The sequence below is a fragment of the Ralstonia sp. SA306 genome, from assembly GCF_054792405.1.
Genome location: NZ_CP096451.1, coordinates 3,133,102 through 3,147,301 on the forward strand (window position 1 = coordinate 3,133,102; position 14,200 = coordinate 3,147,301).

10 protein-coding genes and 1 riboswitch are annotated in these 14,200 nt (G+C 65.0%); of the genes, 4 read left to right on the forward strand and 6 right to left on the reverse strand.

Annotation, left to right across the window (positions count from 1 at the left end; genetic code table 11):
- Positions 1–75 precede the first annotated feature (75 nt).
- Genes M1D44_RS14825 through thiC form a run of 5 tightly spaced genes read right to left on the reverse strand, consistent with a single transcriptional unit; the run spans position 76 to position 5,341 of the window.
- Positions 76–1,230, reverse strand: a complete 1,155-nt coding sequence (locus tag M1D44_RS14825) for a thiamine phosphate synthase (protein WP_316852938.1) — start codon at positions 1,228–1,230, stop codon at positions 76–78.
- Positions 1,227–2,054 carry a thiazole synthase gene (locus M1D44_RS14830; protein WP_024977100.1) on the reverse strand — a complete coding sequence of 276 codons (828 nt, stop codon included), beginning with the start codon at positions 2,052–2,054 and terminating at the stop codon, positions 1,227–1,229. Before M1D44_RS14830 ends, M1D44_RS14825 begins: the two co-directional genes overlap by 4 nt.
- Before the next feature lie 9 nt (positions 2,055–2,063).
- Positions 2,064–2,279 carry a sulfur carrier protein ThiS gene (gene thiS, locus M1D44_RS14835; RefSeq protein ID WP_316852939.1) on the reverse strand — a complete coding sequence of 72 codons (216 nt, stop codon included), beginning with the start codon at positions 2,277–2,279 and terminating at the stop codon, positions 2,064–2,066.
- Positions 2,276–3,421, reverse strand: coding sequence for an FAD-dependent oxidoreductase (locus M1D44_RS14840; protein WP_316852940.1), 1,146 nt, complete (start codon positions 3,419–3,421; stop codon positions 2,276–2,278). The genes thiS and M1D44_RS14840 overlap by 4 nt, the downstream gene beginning before the upstream one ends.
- Positions 3,422–3,433: 12 nt before the next feature.
- Positions 3,434–5,341 carry a phosphomethylpyrimidine synthase ThiC gene (thiC, locus tag M1D44_RS14845; RefSeq protein WP_439004607.1) on the reverse strand — a complete coding sequence of 636 codons (1,908 nt, stop codon included), beginning with the start codon at positions 5,339–5,341 and terminating at the stop codon, positions 3,434–3,436.
- Positions 5,342–5,440: 99 nt separating this feature from the next.
- Positions 5,441–5,542, reverse strand: a riboswitch (TPP riboswitch).
- A 215-nt stretch (positions 5,543–5,757) separates the two neighbouring features.
- Between thiC and M1D44_RS14850 the strand changes: the two genes are divergently transcribed.
- Entirely contained in the window at positions 5,758–6,918 is a 1,161-nt protein-coding gene (locus M1D44_RS14850; RefSeq protein WP_024977104.1) for an NAD(P)H-dependent flavin oxidoreductase, read from the forward strand.
- A 74-nt stretch (positions 6,919–6,992) separates the two neighbouring features.
- On the opposite strand, the gene M1D44_RS14855 is transcribed toward M1D44_RS14850, so the two are convergent.
- A complete protein-coding gene (locus M1D44_RS14855; protein ID WP_316852942.1) occupies positions 6,993–12,023 on the reverse strand; it encodes a putative Ig domain-containing protein in 5,031 nt (1,676 codons plus the stop codon).
- A 502-nt stretch (positions 12,024–12,525) separates the two neighbouring features.
- On the opposite strand from M1D44_RS14855, the gene M1D44_RS14860 reads away from it, so the two are divergent.
- From M1D44_RS14860 to M1D44_RS14870, 3 genes are read left to right on the forward strand one after another with little or no spacing between them, the layout of a single operon-like run.
- A complete protein-coding gene (locus tag M1D44_RS14860) occupies positions 12,526–13,074 on the forward strand; it encodes a phage tail protein (RefSeq protein ID WP_316852943.1) in 549 nt (182 codons plus the stop codon).
- A 10-nt stretch (positions 13,075–13,084) separates the two neighbouring features.
- Positions 13,085–13,621, forward strand: coding sequence for a phage tail protein (locus tag M1D44_RS14865; RefSeq protein ID WP_316852944.1), 537 nt, complete (start codon positions 13,085–13,087; stop codon positions 13,619–13,621).
- An 18-nt stretch (positions 13,622–13,639) separates the two neighbouring features.
- Entirely contained in the window at positions 13,640–14,158 is a 519-nt protein-coding gene (locus M1D44_RS14870; protein WP_316852945.1) for a phage tail protein, read from the forward strand.
- Positions 14,159–14,200: the final 42 nt, after the last annotated feature.

The following is a 14,200-nucleotide window of genomic DNA, read 5'->3' on the forward strand; positions in this document are numbered from 1 at the left end:
GCGGCGCACGAACAGGATAGGTCAGCGGAAAAGCGCTTGCGTGTCGAAACTCGTAGGACGTCCTGCCCGCGATGCTCAGGGGCGCACGTGCGCCGCGAACGTCGCTTGCAGCGCATCGACTGCAGCCGGCACATCGGCCGCCTGGGTGATGGCACGCACCACCGCCACGCTGCCCACGCCGGATTCCAGCACGCGCGGCATCGCTGCCAGATCAATGCCGCCGATGGCCACCAGCGGCGGGGCCGGCACGCGCGTGCGCATGGCGGCCGCGTAGGCGAACAAGCGGCCGAGGCCCTGCGGCACGGTCGGCATGGTCTTGGTGGGCGTGGCAAACACGGCGCCGAGTGCAAGGTAGCTCGGGTTCAGCGGCGCGACGCGGAGCATCTCGGCAAAGCCGTGCGTGCTGATACCAAGACGCAGACCGACCGAGCGGATCGCCACTAGGTCAGCATCGTCGATGTCTTCCTGGCCCAGGTGGATGCCGTAGATGCCACTGTTGGGCACCTCAGCGTGAACATCCAGCGAGACTTGCCAGTGGTCGTTGATGAACAAGCGCGTGGCGCTGCCGCGCGCCGCTGCTTCCGCGCGGCGCACTTGGTCAACCACCGCCTGCGCATCGTCCGACTTGAAGCGCAGTTGCACCGTCGGCACCTTGAGCGCGACGAGGCGCTCGACCCATTCAGCGTCCGGCACGACAGCGTAGACGCCGAGCTGTGTGGGACACGGCGCAAACGCGAGGTCCGCCGCAGTCGGGCATGGCAACGCCGGTTCGAGCACGCGGGGCAGGGCGTTGAAGCGAGTCGGCCAAGCCAGCGCGTCGGCGTTGCCTTCGGCGATCCACGCGCGCGCCACGCACAGCGCATCGCGCGGTTCGAATGCCAGCGCGAGTGCCGCGCCAAAGATGGCGGCAAAGCGCGTATCGAATGCATCGCCTTGTGCCGCCGATGCGAAGCGGTACATACCGAGGCGGTCGTGCACGGTGTCGATGCGCTCCGCGCCGTCCGTCTCGCTGAGTACGACAGCTGCGCCGGCAGCGCGGGCGCGTTCGGCCTGTGCGGCGTTGGTGGTCAGCAGAACCGTTGCGGCGGTCGTCGCCTCTTCAGCACGGTCGGTCACGCTCCAGGCATGCGGCGCGCGACCAAAGGCTTCCACATGGCGATCGATGATCTGCGCAGCCAGTGCGGCCGCCTCCGGCCACGCGGCCGAAAAACGCAAAGCGGATGCACTCATGCCTGCTTCTCTTCCGCATGCCAGAACGGCAACCCGACAACCGGCGTGCTGGCCTGCGCAACATCACGCTCAGGCATCGGGCCAGACAGGCGCGCGAGCCGACCGGCCTGCGTGGCCATCGCAAACGCCTGCGCCATCGCCACGGGGTCGCCCGCTTGCGCGACAGCGGTGTTCAGCAGCACGGCGTCATAGCCCCATTCCATGACTTGCGTGGCGTGCGACGGCACCCCCAGGCCCGCATCGACGATGAGCGGCACGTTGGTCAGGCGCTCGCGCAGCAGGCGCAAGCCGTACGGGTTGGTGGGCCCGCGGCCGGTGCCGATGGGCGCGGCCCACGGCATCAGTGCTTGGCAGCCAACGTCGAGCAGGCGGCGGCACAGCACGAGGTCTTCGGTGCAATACGGCAGCACCTTGAAGCCATCGCGGATGAGGCGTTCGGCCGCGGCGGGCAGGGCGAGCGTATCGGGCTGCAGCGTGTAGTCATCCCCGATGACTTCGAGCTTGATCCAGTCGGTCTCGAACACTTCGCGCGACATCTGCGCGAGCGTGTAAGCCTCGTCGGCGGAATAGCAGCCGGCGGTGTTCGGCAGCACGGGCACGCCGAGTTCACGCAACATCTTCCAGAAGCCGGCGCCCCCTTCGGGCGAGCCGGCGCTCTGGCGGCGCAGCGCCACCGTCAGCATGGCCGGGTTGGACACGCGCACCGCGTCTTCCAGCGCTTGCGGCGAGGGATACCGCGCCGTGCCGAGCAGCAGGCGCGAGGCGAAGGTTTCGTCGTACAGGCGCAGCGGGTCAGCCACGGTGGAAAGATTCGTAGTGGTCATCAAAGACTCCTAGCCGCCCACGACGGGCTGCACGAGCGCAATGCGGTCGCCCGAGTTGAGCGCGTGCTGCGCATGGCGCGCCTTGGGCACGAAGTCGCCATTCACCGATGCGGCAAACGGCGGGGCGATCTGCAGTTGCGGCGTGGCCGCACCAATGGCGTCGGCCAGCGTGCTGCCGACAGGCAGCGCCAGCGACAGGTCGTTGAGGGTGACGTTCAGCGTCATGACAAAACAGGTTCGGGGGATGCGGCGCCAGCGAACAGCGCAGGCCATTCGCAGTCGTCCGTATCGAAGGCACAGCCGTCCAGCACGTCGCACGCCGCTGCCACCGCGGCTTGGGTGACGGCGGGCGCGATCATGTAGCCGTGCCGGTACAGGCCGTTGACCGAGAGCGTGCCAGCGCCGTCCCAGCGCAGCGCGGGGCGGTGGTCCGGCAGCGTCGGACGGCACTGCGTGTTCAGTTCCAGCACGCGCGCCTCGCCAAACGCGGGGTGCACGGCGTAGGCCGCAGACAGCAATTCCAGCGTAGAGCGCACGCTTGCCGGCGACATGTCGTCGGATTCAAGCTCGGTCGCACCGATCACGTAGACATTCCCCGGCTTGGGCGCGATGTACAGCGGATAGCGCGGATGCAGCATGCGCACCGGCCGCGTGAGCGACACGTCGGGCGCATGGATGCGCGCCACCTCGCCGCGCAGGCCACGCAGGCGCGACCATTGCGGCTTGGCACCCAGGCCACGGCAATCGAGCACGAGGCGCGCGCCAAGCCCTGCAGCGGCCAGCGCGTCGGGGCTCGGATCAGCAACTTCCGTGTTCCAGCGCAGTTGCACGCCCAGCGCTTCGAGCTCGGTCGCCAGCGCATCCAACACGCCGCGCGGGTCAAGCTGACCTTCGCCCGCGAGATACAGCCCTTGCGTAAAGCGTTGCGCAAGAAGCGGCTCGAGCTGGGCAATGCCTGCTGCGTCTACGGCACGCAGATCGGCGGCCACGCGCTCGGGCGGCGCGGCATTGCGCACGTGGTTGGCAAACAGCGATGCCTCTCCACGGTCTGCCGCATGCCAAACCACCAGCGTGCCCGCCTCCTGGAAGAAGACCGGCGTGCGCAGCTTGGGCAACCAATCGCGCCACAGCGCCAGGCTCGCCAACCCCAAATCGACGACAAAACGATCGGCCACGGCGGCCTCGGCCAGTGGCGCCAGCATGGCGGCAGCAACATACGCCGCGGCACCGCTGCCGTCACGCGGGCCGCGCTCCACCACGGCAATGCGCGCGGGGGGCACCCCCGTTTGCGCGAGTTGCCAGGCACACAGGCGGCCAGCGAGGCCGCCACCGAGGATCGTTACGTCGAATGAAGTCGAGGTTGGCATTGCACCGGTTGGTTAGCTGTAGATCTTGCTGCCGCTCTTGCGGAACTCGATCGACTTTTCTTCCATGCCCGCAGTTGGGTTAACTGCTGCGGCAGTGGCGTTGGCGTCGAGCGTTGCCGCGTAGTCGCGCACTTCCTGCGTGATCTTCATCGAGCAGAACTTCGGACCGCACATCGAACAGAAATGCGCGATCTTGGCGCCCTCGGCCGGCAGCGTTTCATCGTGGAAGGCGCGTGCCTTCTCCGGATCGAGGCCGAGGTTGAACTGGTCTTCCCAGCGGAATTCGAAGCGTGCCTTTGACAGCGCGTTGTCACGCAGCTGCGCGCCCGGCCAGCCCTTGGCGAGGTCAGCCGCGTGCGCGGCGATCTTGTAGGTGATGATGCCTTCGCGCACGTCTTCCTTGTCCGGCAGGCCCAGGTGCTCCTTGGGCGTGACGTAGCAGAGCATGGCGGTGCCGTACCAGCCGATGTTGGCTGCGCCGATGCCGCTGGTGATGTGGTCATAGCCCGGAGCAATGTCGGTCACCAACGGGCCCAGCGTGTAGAACGGGGCTTCGAAGCAGTGCTTCAGCTCTTCGTCCATGTTGGCCTGCACGCGTTGCAGCGGCACGTGGCCCGGGCCCTCGATCATGACTTGCACGTCGTGCTCCCACGCCTTCTTGGTGAGTTCGCCCAGCGTGTGCAGCTCGCCGAACTGCGCGGCGTCGTTCGAGTCAGCAATGCAACCGGGGCGCAGACCATCGCCCAGGCTGAACGACACGTCGTACGCCTTCATGATTTCGCAGATCTCGTCGAAGTGCGTGTACAGGAAGTTTTCCTTGTGATGCGCCAGGCACCACTTGGCCATGATCGAGCCGCCGCGCGAGACGATGCCCGTGATGCGGTCGGCCGTCAGCGGCACATAGCGCAGCAGCACGCCCGCGTGGATGGTGAAGTAGTCCACGCCTTGCTCGGCCTGTTCGATCAACGTGTCGCGGAACATCTCCCACGTCAGGTCTTCAGCCACGCCGCCGGTCTTGTCCAGCGCCTGGTAGATCGGCACCGTGCCGATGGGCACCGGCGAGTTGCGCAGGATCCATTCGCGCGTCTCATGAATGTGCTTGCCGGTGGACAAGTCCATGATCGTGTCGGCACCCCAGCGGATCGCCCACACCATCTTTTCCACTTCCTCAGCCAGCGACGACGTCACTGCCGAGTTGCCGAGGTTGCCGTTGATCTTCACGCGGAAGTTGCGGCCGATGGCCATCGGCTCCAGCTCGGTGTGGTTGATGTTGGCGGGGATGATCGCGCGGCCGGCAGCGATTTCTGCGCGCACGAATTCCGGCGTGATGTCTTCCGGGCGCTGCGGCAGGTTGGCGCCGTACGAGAAGCCCGGATGTTGCTTGAGCAGTTGGCGGTACTCGGGCTTGTCTTGCAGCGCTTGCAGGTTCAGCGACTCGCGCAGCGCGACGTATTCCATCTCGGGCGTGATGATGCCGCGACGCGCATAGTGCATCTGGCTCACGTTGGCGCCGGCCTTGGCGCGGCGCGGCTTGGAGATGTGCGAGAAGCGCAGGTGCGCCGTGGCCGGGTCGTTGGCACGCGTCTGACCGTATTCGGACGACAGGCCCGAGAGGATTTCCGTATCACCGCGCTCCTCGATCCACTTGGCGCGCAGCGGGGCCAGACCGGCCTTCAGATCAATGTGCACGTCCGGATCGGAGTACGGGCCCGAGGTGTCGTACACCGGCACCGGCGGGTTCAGCATCTCGCCCTTGTCGGTGCGCGTGGCGGTCTGCTTGATGGTGCGCATCGGCACACGGATATCCGGGCGGGTGCCGACGATGTAGGTCTTGCTGGAGGCCGGATAGGCGAACTTCTGATCGAGCTCGGACTGCAGCGAGTCGAACGATGCGGCGGGGGCGTTTTTGGCTTGGGGCATGGTCTCGTCCTAGATTCTGTGGCCTGGTGGAGCAGGCAGTGGACGAAACCGGGAGAGGTGGCGTGACCCGAAGAACTGAGGGGGTGGCTGCCAGAGACTACGCGGTGTTCTGAAACTTCCCACGCCGGTACGAACCGGATCGGGTGCGAAGGGACTCTCTCAGCCGCACGGCCCATCCGTACGGCACCCCTGTTTCATCCAACGAGGCTGAATTTAAGCACAGGGCTGCCGGCGTTGCCAGCACGAAAACCAATGAGGTGACAGTCGACGGGTCATTTCAGTCCAAACCGCCACGCAATGTGCGGCGGCGCGCACCGGCGCATCCCGCCTTGATCTTGCGCAACCCCGCTGCGTTTCACCTATGCGACGCTCAATCCCTTTTCTATTGCATTGCGGCACTGCCGCTGGGAGTTGTCATGCTGGAGCGTCGGTTCACACTCGCGGGGCGCAGCCTCGTACCCATCGTGCAGGGCGGGATGGGCGTGGGTATTTCGGCGCACCGGCTGGCCGGCGCCGTGGCGCGCGAAGGCGGCGTCGGCACCATCGCCAGCATCGACTTGCGGCATCACCATCCGGACCTCATCGCCGCGACCGAGAAATCGCGTGACAAGGACGCCATCAACGCCGCCAACCTCGTCGCGCTGGACCGCGAAATTCGCGCCGCGCGTGAAGGCAGCCAGGGCAACGGCATGATCGCCGTGAATGTGATGAAGGCGGTGGAATCGCATCAGGCGCTCGTGCGCCAGGCGTGCGAGAGCGGCGCGGATGCCATCGTCATGGGCGCGGGGCTTCCGCTCGACCTGCCCGAGATGACCGCCGAGCACCCGAAGGTCGCGCTGATCCCGATTCTTTCCGACTCGCGCGGCGTGGGCGTGGTGCTCAAGCGGTGGATGAAGAAGTCGCGCTTGCCCGATGCGGTGGTCATCGAGCATCCGACGCACGCCGGTGGCCACTTGGGTGCGGCCCGCATCGAAGACCTGCGCGACGAACGCTTTTCGTTTGCGCGCGTGCTGGACGAATGCCGCGAACTGTTCATCAAGCTGGGGCTGGCTGCGGAACAGATTCCGATCATCCTCGCGGGCGGTATTGATTCACACGTCAAGGTAAAGCACTGGCTCGACAAGGGTGCCGCCGCGGTGCAGTTGGGCACTGCGTTTGCCGTGACGGAAGAGGGCGATGCGCACGTGCGCTTCAAGCGGGTGCTGACGGGCGCGGAGCAAGGCGATATCGGCGAGTTTGTCAGCGTGGCTGGGTTGCCGGCGCGGGCAGTGATGACGCCGTGGCTGTCGCGTTATCTGTCGCGTGAAAGCGCGCTGCAAGCCAAAGCCAAGGTGCGGGATTGCCTGCAAGGGTTCGATTGTTTGCAGACGTGCGGGCTGCGGGATGGGATTGGGAAGGTCGGGCAGTTCTGCATTGACCTGAAGCTTGCGCAGGCGCTGCGTGGGGATGTGGAGCGCGGGCTGTTTTTCCGCGGTGCGGGCAAGCTCCCGTTTGGGCAAGCGATTCGGCCGGTGCGGGAGTTGATGCATTACCTGCTGACTGGGGAAAAGCCGGTGGAATCTTCGACGGCTACCTGATGCGCTGACATCTCGTCCGAAAAAAAAGCCAGCCCGAAGGCTGGCTTTTTGTTGGGCGCTTACCGCCTATTGACTCAGAACGGCGCAGCAAACGTCAATCGAATCCCCTGCTGCAAACCGCCCATCCCCGCCATCACGCTGTAATCCAGCCCAAACGTGAGCGGCCCGGTGCGGAACTTCGTTCCCAACCCGATCTGCATGCGATCGCGCCCAAACGGCGTACCCGGCACGTAGTAAGCCGGGCCCGCCGATGCCAGATCGGCATACGCCAACCCTGCATTGCTCTGCCCGTTGAAGTCGTGCTGGTATTCCACCCGTGCGAACGGCAGGAACGTGCCCCACTTGGTCTTCTGCGTGTATTCCGCACGCAGGCCGAGCGTGCCGGATACCGTTGTCACCGTCTGGTCGAAATACGTCAGCGCATTGATGCCGGCGCCCGATTCGGTGAACTGATCCAGCGTCGATTGCGAGACCGACAGGCGCCCGTAAGGCGAGATCAGCCAGGTGCGATCGCGATGCTCATAGCCGGCCGACACGGAGGCGAACACTTGCTTGCCGTTGCGCTTGCCGGTGGCGAAGTCGTTGGAGTCCGTCACCCAGCGGCGCGAGTCGAAACTGAGCGTGCCGAAGCCGGCCACACCATCGACGAACAACGAAGGCAGCGGGCGATAGCTGCCGTAGAGCGCAAGGCTATAGCTGTCGCCCGTGCTCTTGGTGCCCGCGTTGCCGATGTCGGTGGAGTCACGCCCATAGCCGAAGCCGCCCCCGATCGAGAGCTGATCGGACACACGGTAATCCGCGCCGGCCGTCACGCCGCCTGTGGTGAAGCGGAAACCGGAGCGTTGCGTGCCCGCGTTGGCGAAACCAAAGTCCAGCGTACCGGCGCTCCAGAATGCGAGATTCGGATCGGTGTTGTCCGGGCCCGCGCCGGCTGCATCAGCACCGGGCAGATCGGGACCCGCATCGGCGTTCGACTTATCGGTGTTGCCGTTCGTCGCATCGGTGTTGCGCTTGCCGCGCGCGAATGGCCGCACGCCCTGACCGTCACCGCGCATGCAGGCATCGTGCGCGGCAATGCCGGCCACATCCTGGCAACGCGCTTGCATGTCCACGCGCTGGCCCGGCATGGCGACCGTCAAACCGTTGCCTGACGGTGCACGGCCAGTGCCATGCAGCGCTTCCAGGCGACGGTTGTAGTTGTCGATCTGCGTGGTGGCAAAGCGGCGCGCGGCCTGCACTTGCGCGTTGATCAGACCTGCCACATCCGGGTCGGCCGAGGGGTCCTTGCGCGGCGCCACGCTCACCTGCACCGTTGCGGGCGTCGAGGTGGCAAACGCATTGGACAGCGTGTACGTCAGCACGGCCTGGCCGCTGTAAGTGCCCGACGGGGTGAAGTTCAGCACATAGGTCGATGCCGCCGCAGCCGGGCTCCTCACGCCCGCCGGCGTCTGCACAGCCTTCTGCACGATCGTGGCCGTGCCGGCGTTGGCCGGCACTACCGACACCAGCGTCGCCGCCGTGAAGGGGCCACCCGTGGCGCCTTCGGTCAAATCCACACTCACCGCCTGGCCCGACGACGTGGTGGCCTGTTTCTGCGCCACGGCAATCGGCACCGCGTTCACGTTGACCGTCACGGGAATCGGCGCCGACGTGCCGGCCGTGTTGATCAGCGCATAAGTGAAATTGACTGCGCCGGAGGTGGTCGGGGTCGGCGTGTAGACGATGTCCAGACCGTTGACGACGGCAGTGCCGCTGGCAGGCGGACTGACAATCGCGATGGACGAGAACGGACCACCCGTTGCATTGGCCGTCGCATGCAGCGTAATCGGTGCCGTCGACATGGTGGTGGCCGTGATTGCCGGCGCGGTGCCAATCACCTGGCCCACCGTGATCGTATAGCTGCGTGTACCGCTGTACGGAGCGCCGGTGCCGGTACTGCTGTCAGTTGCCCTCACAGTGAATGTGCTGCTGCCCAGCGTAGTGGGCGTGCCTGACAGAACGCCTGTGCTGGCGTTCAGACTCAGGCCCGCAGGCAACGTACCGGTGGTGACGGCGTACGTGTAGGGCGCGGTGCCGCCGGTAGCGCTGAAGGTCTGGCTGTAGGCCGTGGTGACCTGGGCCGACGCGGCGGCCGCCGGATTCACTGTTACCGTGGGCGCACCGATGGTGACGCTGTAGGCACGGCTGGCCGTGAAGCTATTGGCATCCATCGCCGTGATGGTGAAGTTGAAGGTTCCGCCTGCGGTGGGCGTACCCGACAGGACGCCGGTGGTACTCAGGCTCAGGCCAGCCGGTAAGGCGCCCGCCGTCACAGCATAGGTGTACGGCGCGGTGCCGTTGGCTGCCGTGATGGTTTGGCTGTACGCCGATGCAATCGCCGGGTTGGGCAGCGTGGCCGGCGATACCGTCACGCTAGGCGCGGCGATGGTGAGCGTATAGACACCGCCTACCGCAAACGGAGCGCCCGTCCCCGTCGAACTGTCGGTAGCGGTGACGGTGAAGCTGACCGTGCCGGCCGTTGTTGGGGTACCTGCCAGCGTGCCGGTGGCGCCGTTCCACGTCAGGCCCGCGGGCATGGTGCCGCTGTTGACTACGAGGCCATAGGTGTACGGGCTCGTACCACCACTTGCCGTGAAGTTGCGGCTGTACGCCGTGCCTGCCACACCGCTGAGAGAACCCGAGGCCGGCGTGATGGTCAAGGTGGGCGACCCAATCGTCAGCGAGTAGGCACGGCTACCCGAGTAGGGGCCAGTTCCGGTACTGCTGTCAGTCGCGGTGACGGTGAAGTTGAACACCCCACCCGACGTGGACGTACCCGACAGCGTGCCGTTACTGGACAGCGTCAGCCCCGCCGGCAGCGAACCCGCCGTGACGGCATATGTGTAGGAACCTGTGCCGCCGCTGGCCAAGATGGTCTGGCTGTAAGCCGTAGCGACGGTAGCGCCCGGCAACGTGCTCGGGCTCACCGTGACGGTGGCAGCGTTGACCGTCAGGCTGTACGCACGCGAGCCGGTATAGCTGTTCGCATCGGTGGCCGTGACGGTGAAGTTGAAGGTGCCGCCCGCCGTGGGCGTACCAGTGATCGCCCCGGTGCTGCTGTTCATGCTCAGGCCCGCTGGCAGGGCACCGGCCGTCAGCGCGTAGCTATAAGGCGCGGCACCCCCGCTGGCCGTGGCAGTCTGGCTGTAGGCGGCGCCGACAGTTGCCGCGCTCAGTGTGGTGGGCGACACAGTAATGGTGGGTGCCGAGGTGGTCAGCGTGTAGGTGCCAGACGTGCTGTACGGCCCCGTGCCCGTTGCGTGGTCGGTGGCAGTCACCGTGAAATTGACCACGCCCGTGGTGGTGGGCGTACCGGACAACACGCCGGTGCCGGTGTTGAACGAGAGACCGGTCGGCATCGTGCCGCTATTGACGGCAAGGCTATACGTGTATGGCGCCAGGCCGCCACTGCCTGTGAAGGTCTGGCTGTAGGCCACGCCGGCCGAAGCGCTGAGACTGCCCGATGCCGGTGTGATCGCCAACGTGGGCGCATTGACGAGCAGCGAATAGGCACGGCTGCCGGTATACGGGCCGCTGCCGGTACTGCTGTCGGTGGTGGTCACGGTGAAGTTGAACGTGCCGCCCGCCGTGGGCGTCCCCGACAGCACGCCGCCAGAACTGAGCGTGAGGCCAGTCGGCAATGCTCCGGAAGTGATGGCGTAGGTGTAGGCCGCCGTACCGCCGCTGGCCGTTATCGTCTGGCTATATGCCGTGGCAACGGTGGCATTGGTCAGCGCGGACGGCGAAAGCGTAATCGTCGGTGCGGCGACGGTCAGCGTGAGCGTGCCGCTGGTCGCGGTAAACGGACCGGTGCCTGTGCTGCTGTCGGTGGCCGTGACGGTGAAGTTGAACGTACCGCCCGCCGTGGGCGTGCCCGACAGCGTGCCGTCGCTGGCCAGCGAGATGCCGGTGGGCAGCGCGCCCGACGCGATCGTGTAGGTATAGGGCGCCGTACCGCCGCTGGCGGAAGCCAGTGTTTGGCTATAAGCCGTACCCACCGTGCCGGCTGCAGGCGAGGAGGGCCCATACGTGACGGTCGGATTCGACACTGTGACAGTCACGGTGGCCGGCGCGGACGTGCCACCCGCGTTGGTCGCCGTGTACGTGAATGAGTCCGAGCCTGAGTAGGACGCGCTGGGCGTGTAGGTGATCGACGTGCCCGACGCGGTGGCTGTGCCGTGCGCTGCCTGCGTTGCAACGGCCACGCCGGTCGGCGCGCCGCCGGTAATGTTCAGCGTGACGGGGTTGCTTGTACTGCCGTGCGCAACGGTGGTGCTGACCGCGTTCGCAACAGGAGGCGCCACAAAGGTGTATCGGTCGGCGGCGCCGGTGGTGCTGGTTCCGCCAGTGTTGGTCACGGTGACGTCAACAATGCCAGCCGCCCCTGCCGGCGAGGTGGCCGTGATCTGCGTGGCGCTATCAACAGTGAAGCCGGTTGCGTTGGTTGCACCAAATTTGACGGCCGTAGCGCCGGTGAAATTGGTGCCGGTAATGGTGACGGAGGTGCCGCCGGCTGTTGTGCCTGCGGTGGGGGAAATGCTGGTTACCGTGGGCGAGGTCGGGATGACGGTAATCGTCAAGAAACCTGTCGCAGTCCAAGCGCCACCGTTATCCGTGATGAAGAACGTCGCCGTATCAGTGCCGCTGAAAGAGGGGCTTGGTGGTGTGTAGACAAAACCGTTGGCGGCACCGCCGCCGCCGGGAACGTTCGCGAAGATATAGAACGTGCCGCCTTGCGTGGTCGGCGTAGTAACGGCACCCGAGGTGGAGTTGAAGTTCTGGTCCCCGATGGTGTCGAACGCCAACCCCGCGTTGAGCGGGTCACATGCCGTATTTTCACTGGACGTCAGCGTGTAGGTTTTCGTCGTGTTCTGCTGCATCGAAAACGAGACGGAGCACGAGATGTTTGCAAGCGCGCCCTGCGATAACAACATCAACCCGATCGCCAGAAAAGCCAGCTGGCCCCGGCGCATCCATTCCCGCCCCTGCGCCTTCAGGCACCTGAACATTGACCATCCGGCGACCCCACGCCGGCCATACGGGCTGCTTTGTTTCAGCACGCGCATTTCTCCCTCGCTCTGCCCGCTCTGTCGCGGGCTTTTCTCTTTGTGGCGTCATGGGAAATTCAGTGCCCGATCCCGATCAGGCACTCCCCGGTAATGAGGGGAAATAGCGCGCAGATTTGAACACTTACAATCCATTGCATAGCGTCTAACCATGCAATGATTAAGCGTTAACCCTCACAAATACCCCCCGACAGATCAATGCCCCTTTGTTTCTTTTAAAATGAGCAGGCGCAATGATCCCGACGCGATGCTATGAAAGGTGTCCCGTGTCGTCAATACCAACTTTCGGATGAATTGGCATGATGTGTCGCTTTTGGCACGCTCTGCTGCCTTGACACTGGATTTTCATACGGACAACGCGAAAATCCCGTCCATTATGTTTGGTGATACGCCATGACCAGACTGGCAATCAAATTGAGACGCAGAAACCATTAATAGAAGATTTTCTGCTTCGAAGCGAAGAATTCAAGATCGTGGCGATGCCACATTACGAGGAGGGGTCGTGGATCAATACCTGGGCGAGATTCGCCTCTGTGGATTTCCTTTTCCACCAAAAGGATGGGCCTTGTGCAATGGCGCACTGCTGCCCATCCAGACGAACACCGCGCTGTTTTCGCTGCTGGGCACCCAGTATGGCGGCAATGGCACGACCAACTTCGCGTTGCCGGACCTGCGCGGCCGCACGCCGCTGCACCGCGACCTCCAGGACTACGTGCAGGGCGAGGTAGGTGGCACCGAGACCGTCACGCTGTCGACCCCGCAACTGCCGGCGCACAGCCACGCGTTCACCGCATCGACGACGCCTGCCACATTGCCGAACACAGGCATCACGCAGAACCATCTTCTAGCCACCAGCAACATTTACAACGCGACGAATCCGGGGCCCCCAAGCGCGGGCACCCTGCTTTATGGCGCTCCGGACACGTTGACGCCGCTTTCGAGCGAAGCCTGCGGCTCTAGCAGCGGCAACCAACCGCACGAAAACATGCAGCCTTCGCTGGCGCTGAACTACATCATCGCGCTGACCGGCGTGTACCCGTCACGCGGCTAGGAGATCACTCATGGCAGAACCATACGTTGGCGAAATCCGCCTGTTCGCTGGTAACTATGCCCCGGTGGGCTGGCTGCTTTGCCAGGGCCAGATCATTGGAATATCCGAGAACGAGGCCCTTTTCACCCTGCTTGGCACCACTTACGGTGGCGATGGCCAGAGCAACTTCGGCTTGCCGGACCTGCAAGGGAAGCTTCCCGTGGGACAAGGGCAGGGCCCAGGGCTCACCAATCGCCTGATCGGTCAGCAGTTCGGCGTCGACAGCGTGACGTTGACGACTGATCAGATTCCGGGCCACAACCACGCCATCAACTGCACCAGTGCGGCGGCCACCACCATTACGCCCGGCCCCAGCACACTGCTGGCGACCGTACCGAACGCACAGGGCTTCTACGACGCCGGCACGGCAAATCCCCCGGGCAAGGCCGCACTGGCCCCCCAGACGATCGGGCAGACCGGTGGCAATCAGCCACATACCAATCAAATGCCGACGGCCTCCATCAACTACATCATTGCCACCGCGGGCATCTACCCGTCGCAAGGCTGAGTCGAAAAAGGGAACCCCATGTCTGATCAATTCCTCGGAGAGATCCGGGTCTTCGGCTTCAACTTTGCCCCGGTGGATTGGGCAGCCTGCGACGGCGCGATCATGCCGATCTCACAGAACACCCCGCTGTTCTCGATCCTGGGCACCATGTATGGCGGCAACGGCACGAGCACGTTCGGCTTGCCCGACCTGCGGGGGCGGGCAGTAGTAGGCACGGAGCAGAACGGCGTGCCGAACGAGTTGCAAGGCTCGTCGACGGTCACGCTGTTGAGCGCGGAGATGCCCGCTCACACGCACACCGCATACGGTGACAACAGCCGTGCAGCTTCACAAACGGCAGCAGGCCGTCTGCCGTCGCGCTTCCAGGTGACATTCAACCAGGCGTTCATCGCGACGGATTCGTCCCCGGCCCTCACGACCCTGTCCCCGCAGGCGGTCGGCATAGCCGGCGGCAGTCAGCCGCACGAAAACATGCAGCCATACCTGGTGATGAACTACTGCATCGCCCTGCAGGGTGCTTGGCCGACGCGTCCGTAAGCCGAGCCCTCGTGGCGGACCGGTCGCGCATGTCGCACCGGT

Coding starts and splice junctions, on each gene's coding strand:
- M1D44_RS14855 (WP_316852942.1), bottom strand. CDS start 12,023: ATGCGCGTGCTGAAACAAAGCAGCCCGTATGGCCGGCGTGGGGTCGCC.
- thiC (WP_439004607.1), bottom strand. CDS start 5,341: ATGCCCCAAGCCAAAAACGCCCCCGCCGCATCGTTCGACTCGCTGCAG.
- M1D44_RS14870 (WP_316852945.1), top strand. CDS start 13,640: ATGTCTGATCAATTCCTCGGAGAGATCCGGGTCTTCGGCTTCAACTTT.
- M1D44_RS14865 (WP_316852944.1), top strand. CDS start 13,085: ATGGCAGAACCATACGTTGGCGAAATCCGCCTGTTCGCTGGTAACTAT.
- thiS (WP_316852939.1), bottom strand. CDS start 2,279: ATGACGCTGAACGTCACCCTCAACGACCTGTCGCTGGCGCTGCCTGTC.
- M1D44_RS14840 (WP_316852940.1), bottom strand. CDS start 3,421: ATGCCAACCTCGACTTCATTCGACGTAACGATCCTCGGTGGCGGCCTC.
- M1D44_RS14825 (WP_316852938.1), bottom strand. CDS start 1,230: ATGAGTGCATCCGCTTTGCGTTTTTCGGCCGCGTGGCCGGAGGCGGCC.
- M1D44_RS14830 (WP_024977100.1), bottom strand. CDS start 2,054: ATGACCACTACGAATCTTTCCACCGTGGCTGACCCGCTGCGCCTGTAC.
- M1D44_RS14850 (WP_024977104.1), top strand. CDS start 5,758: ATGCTGGAGCGTCGGTTCACACTCGCGGGGCGCAGCCTCGTACCCATC.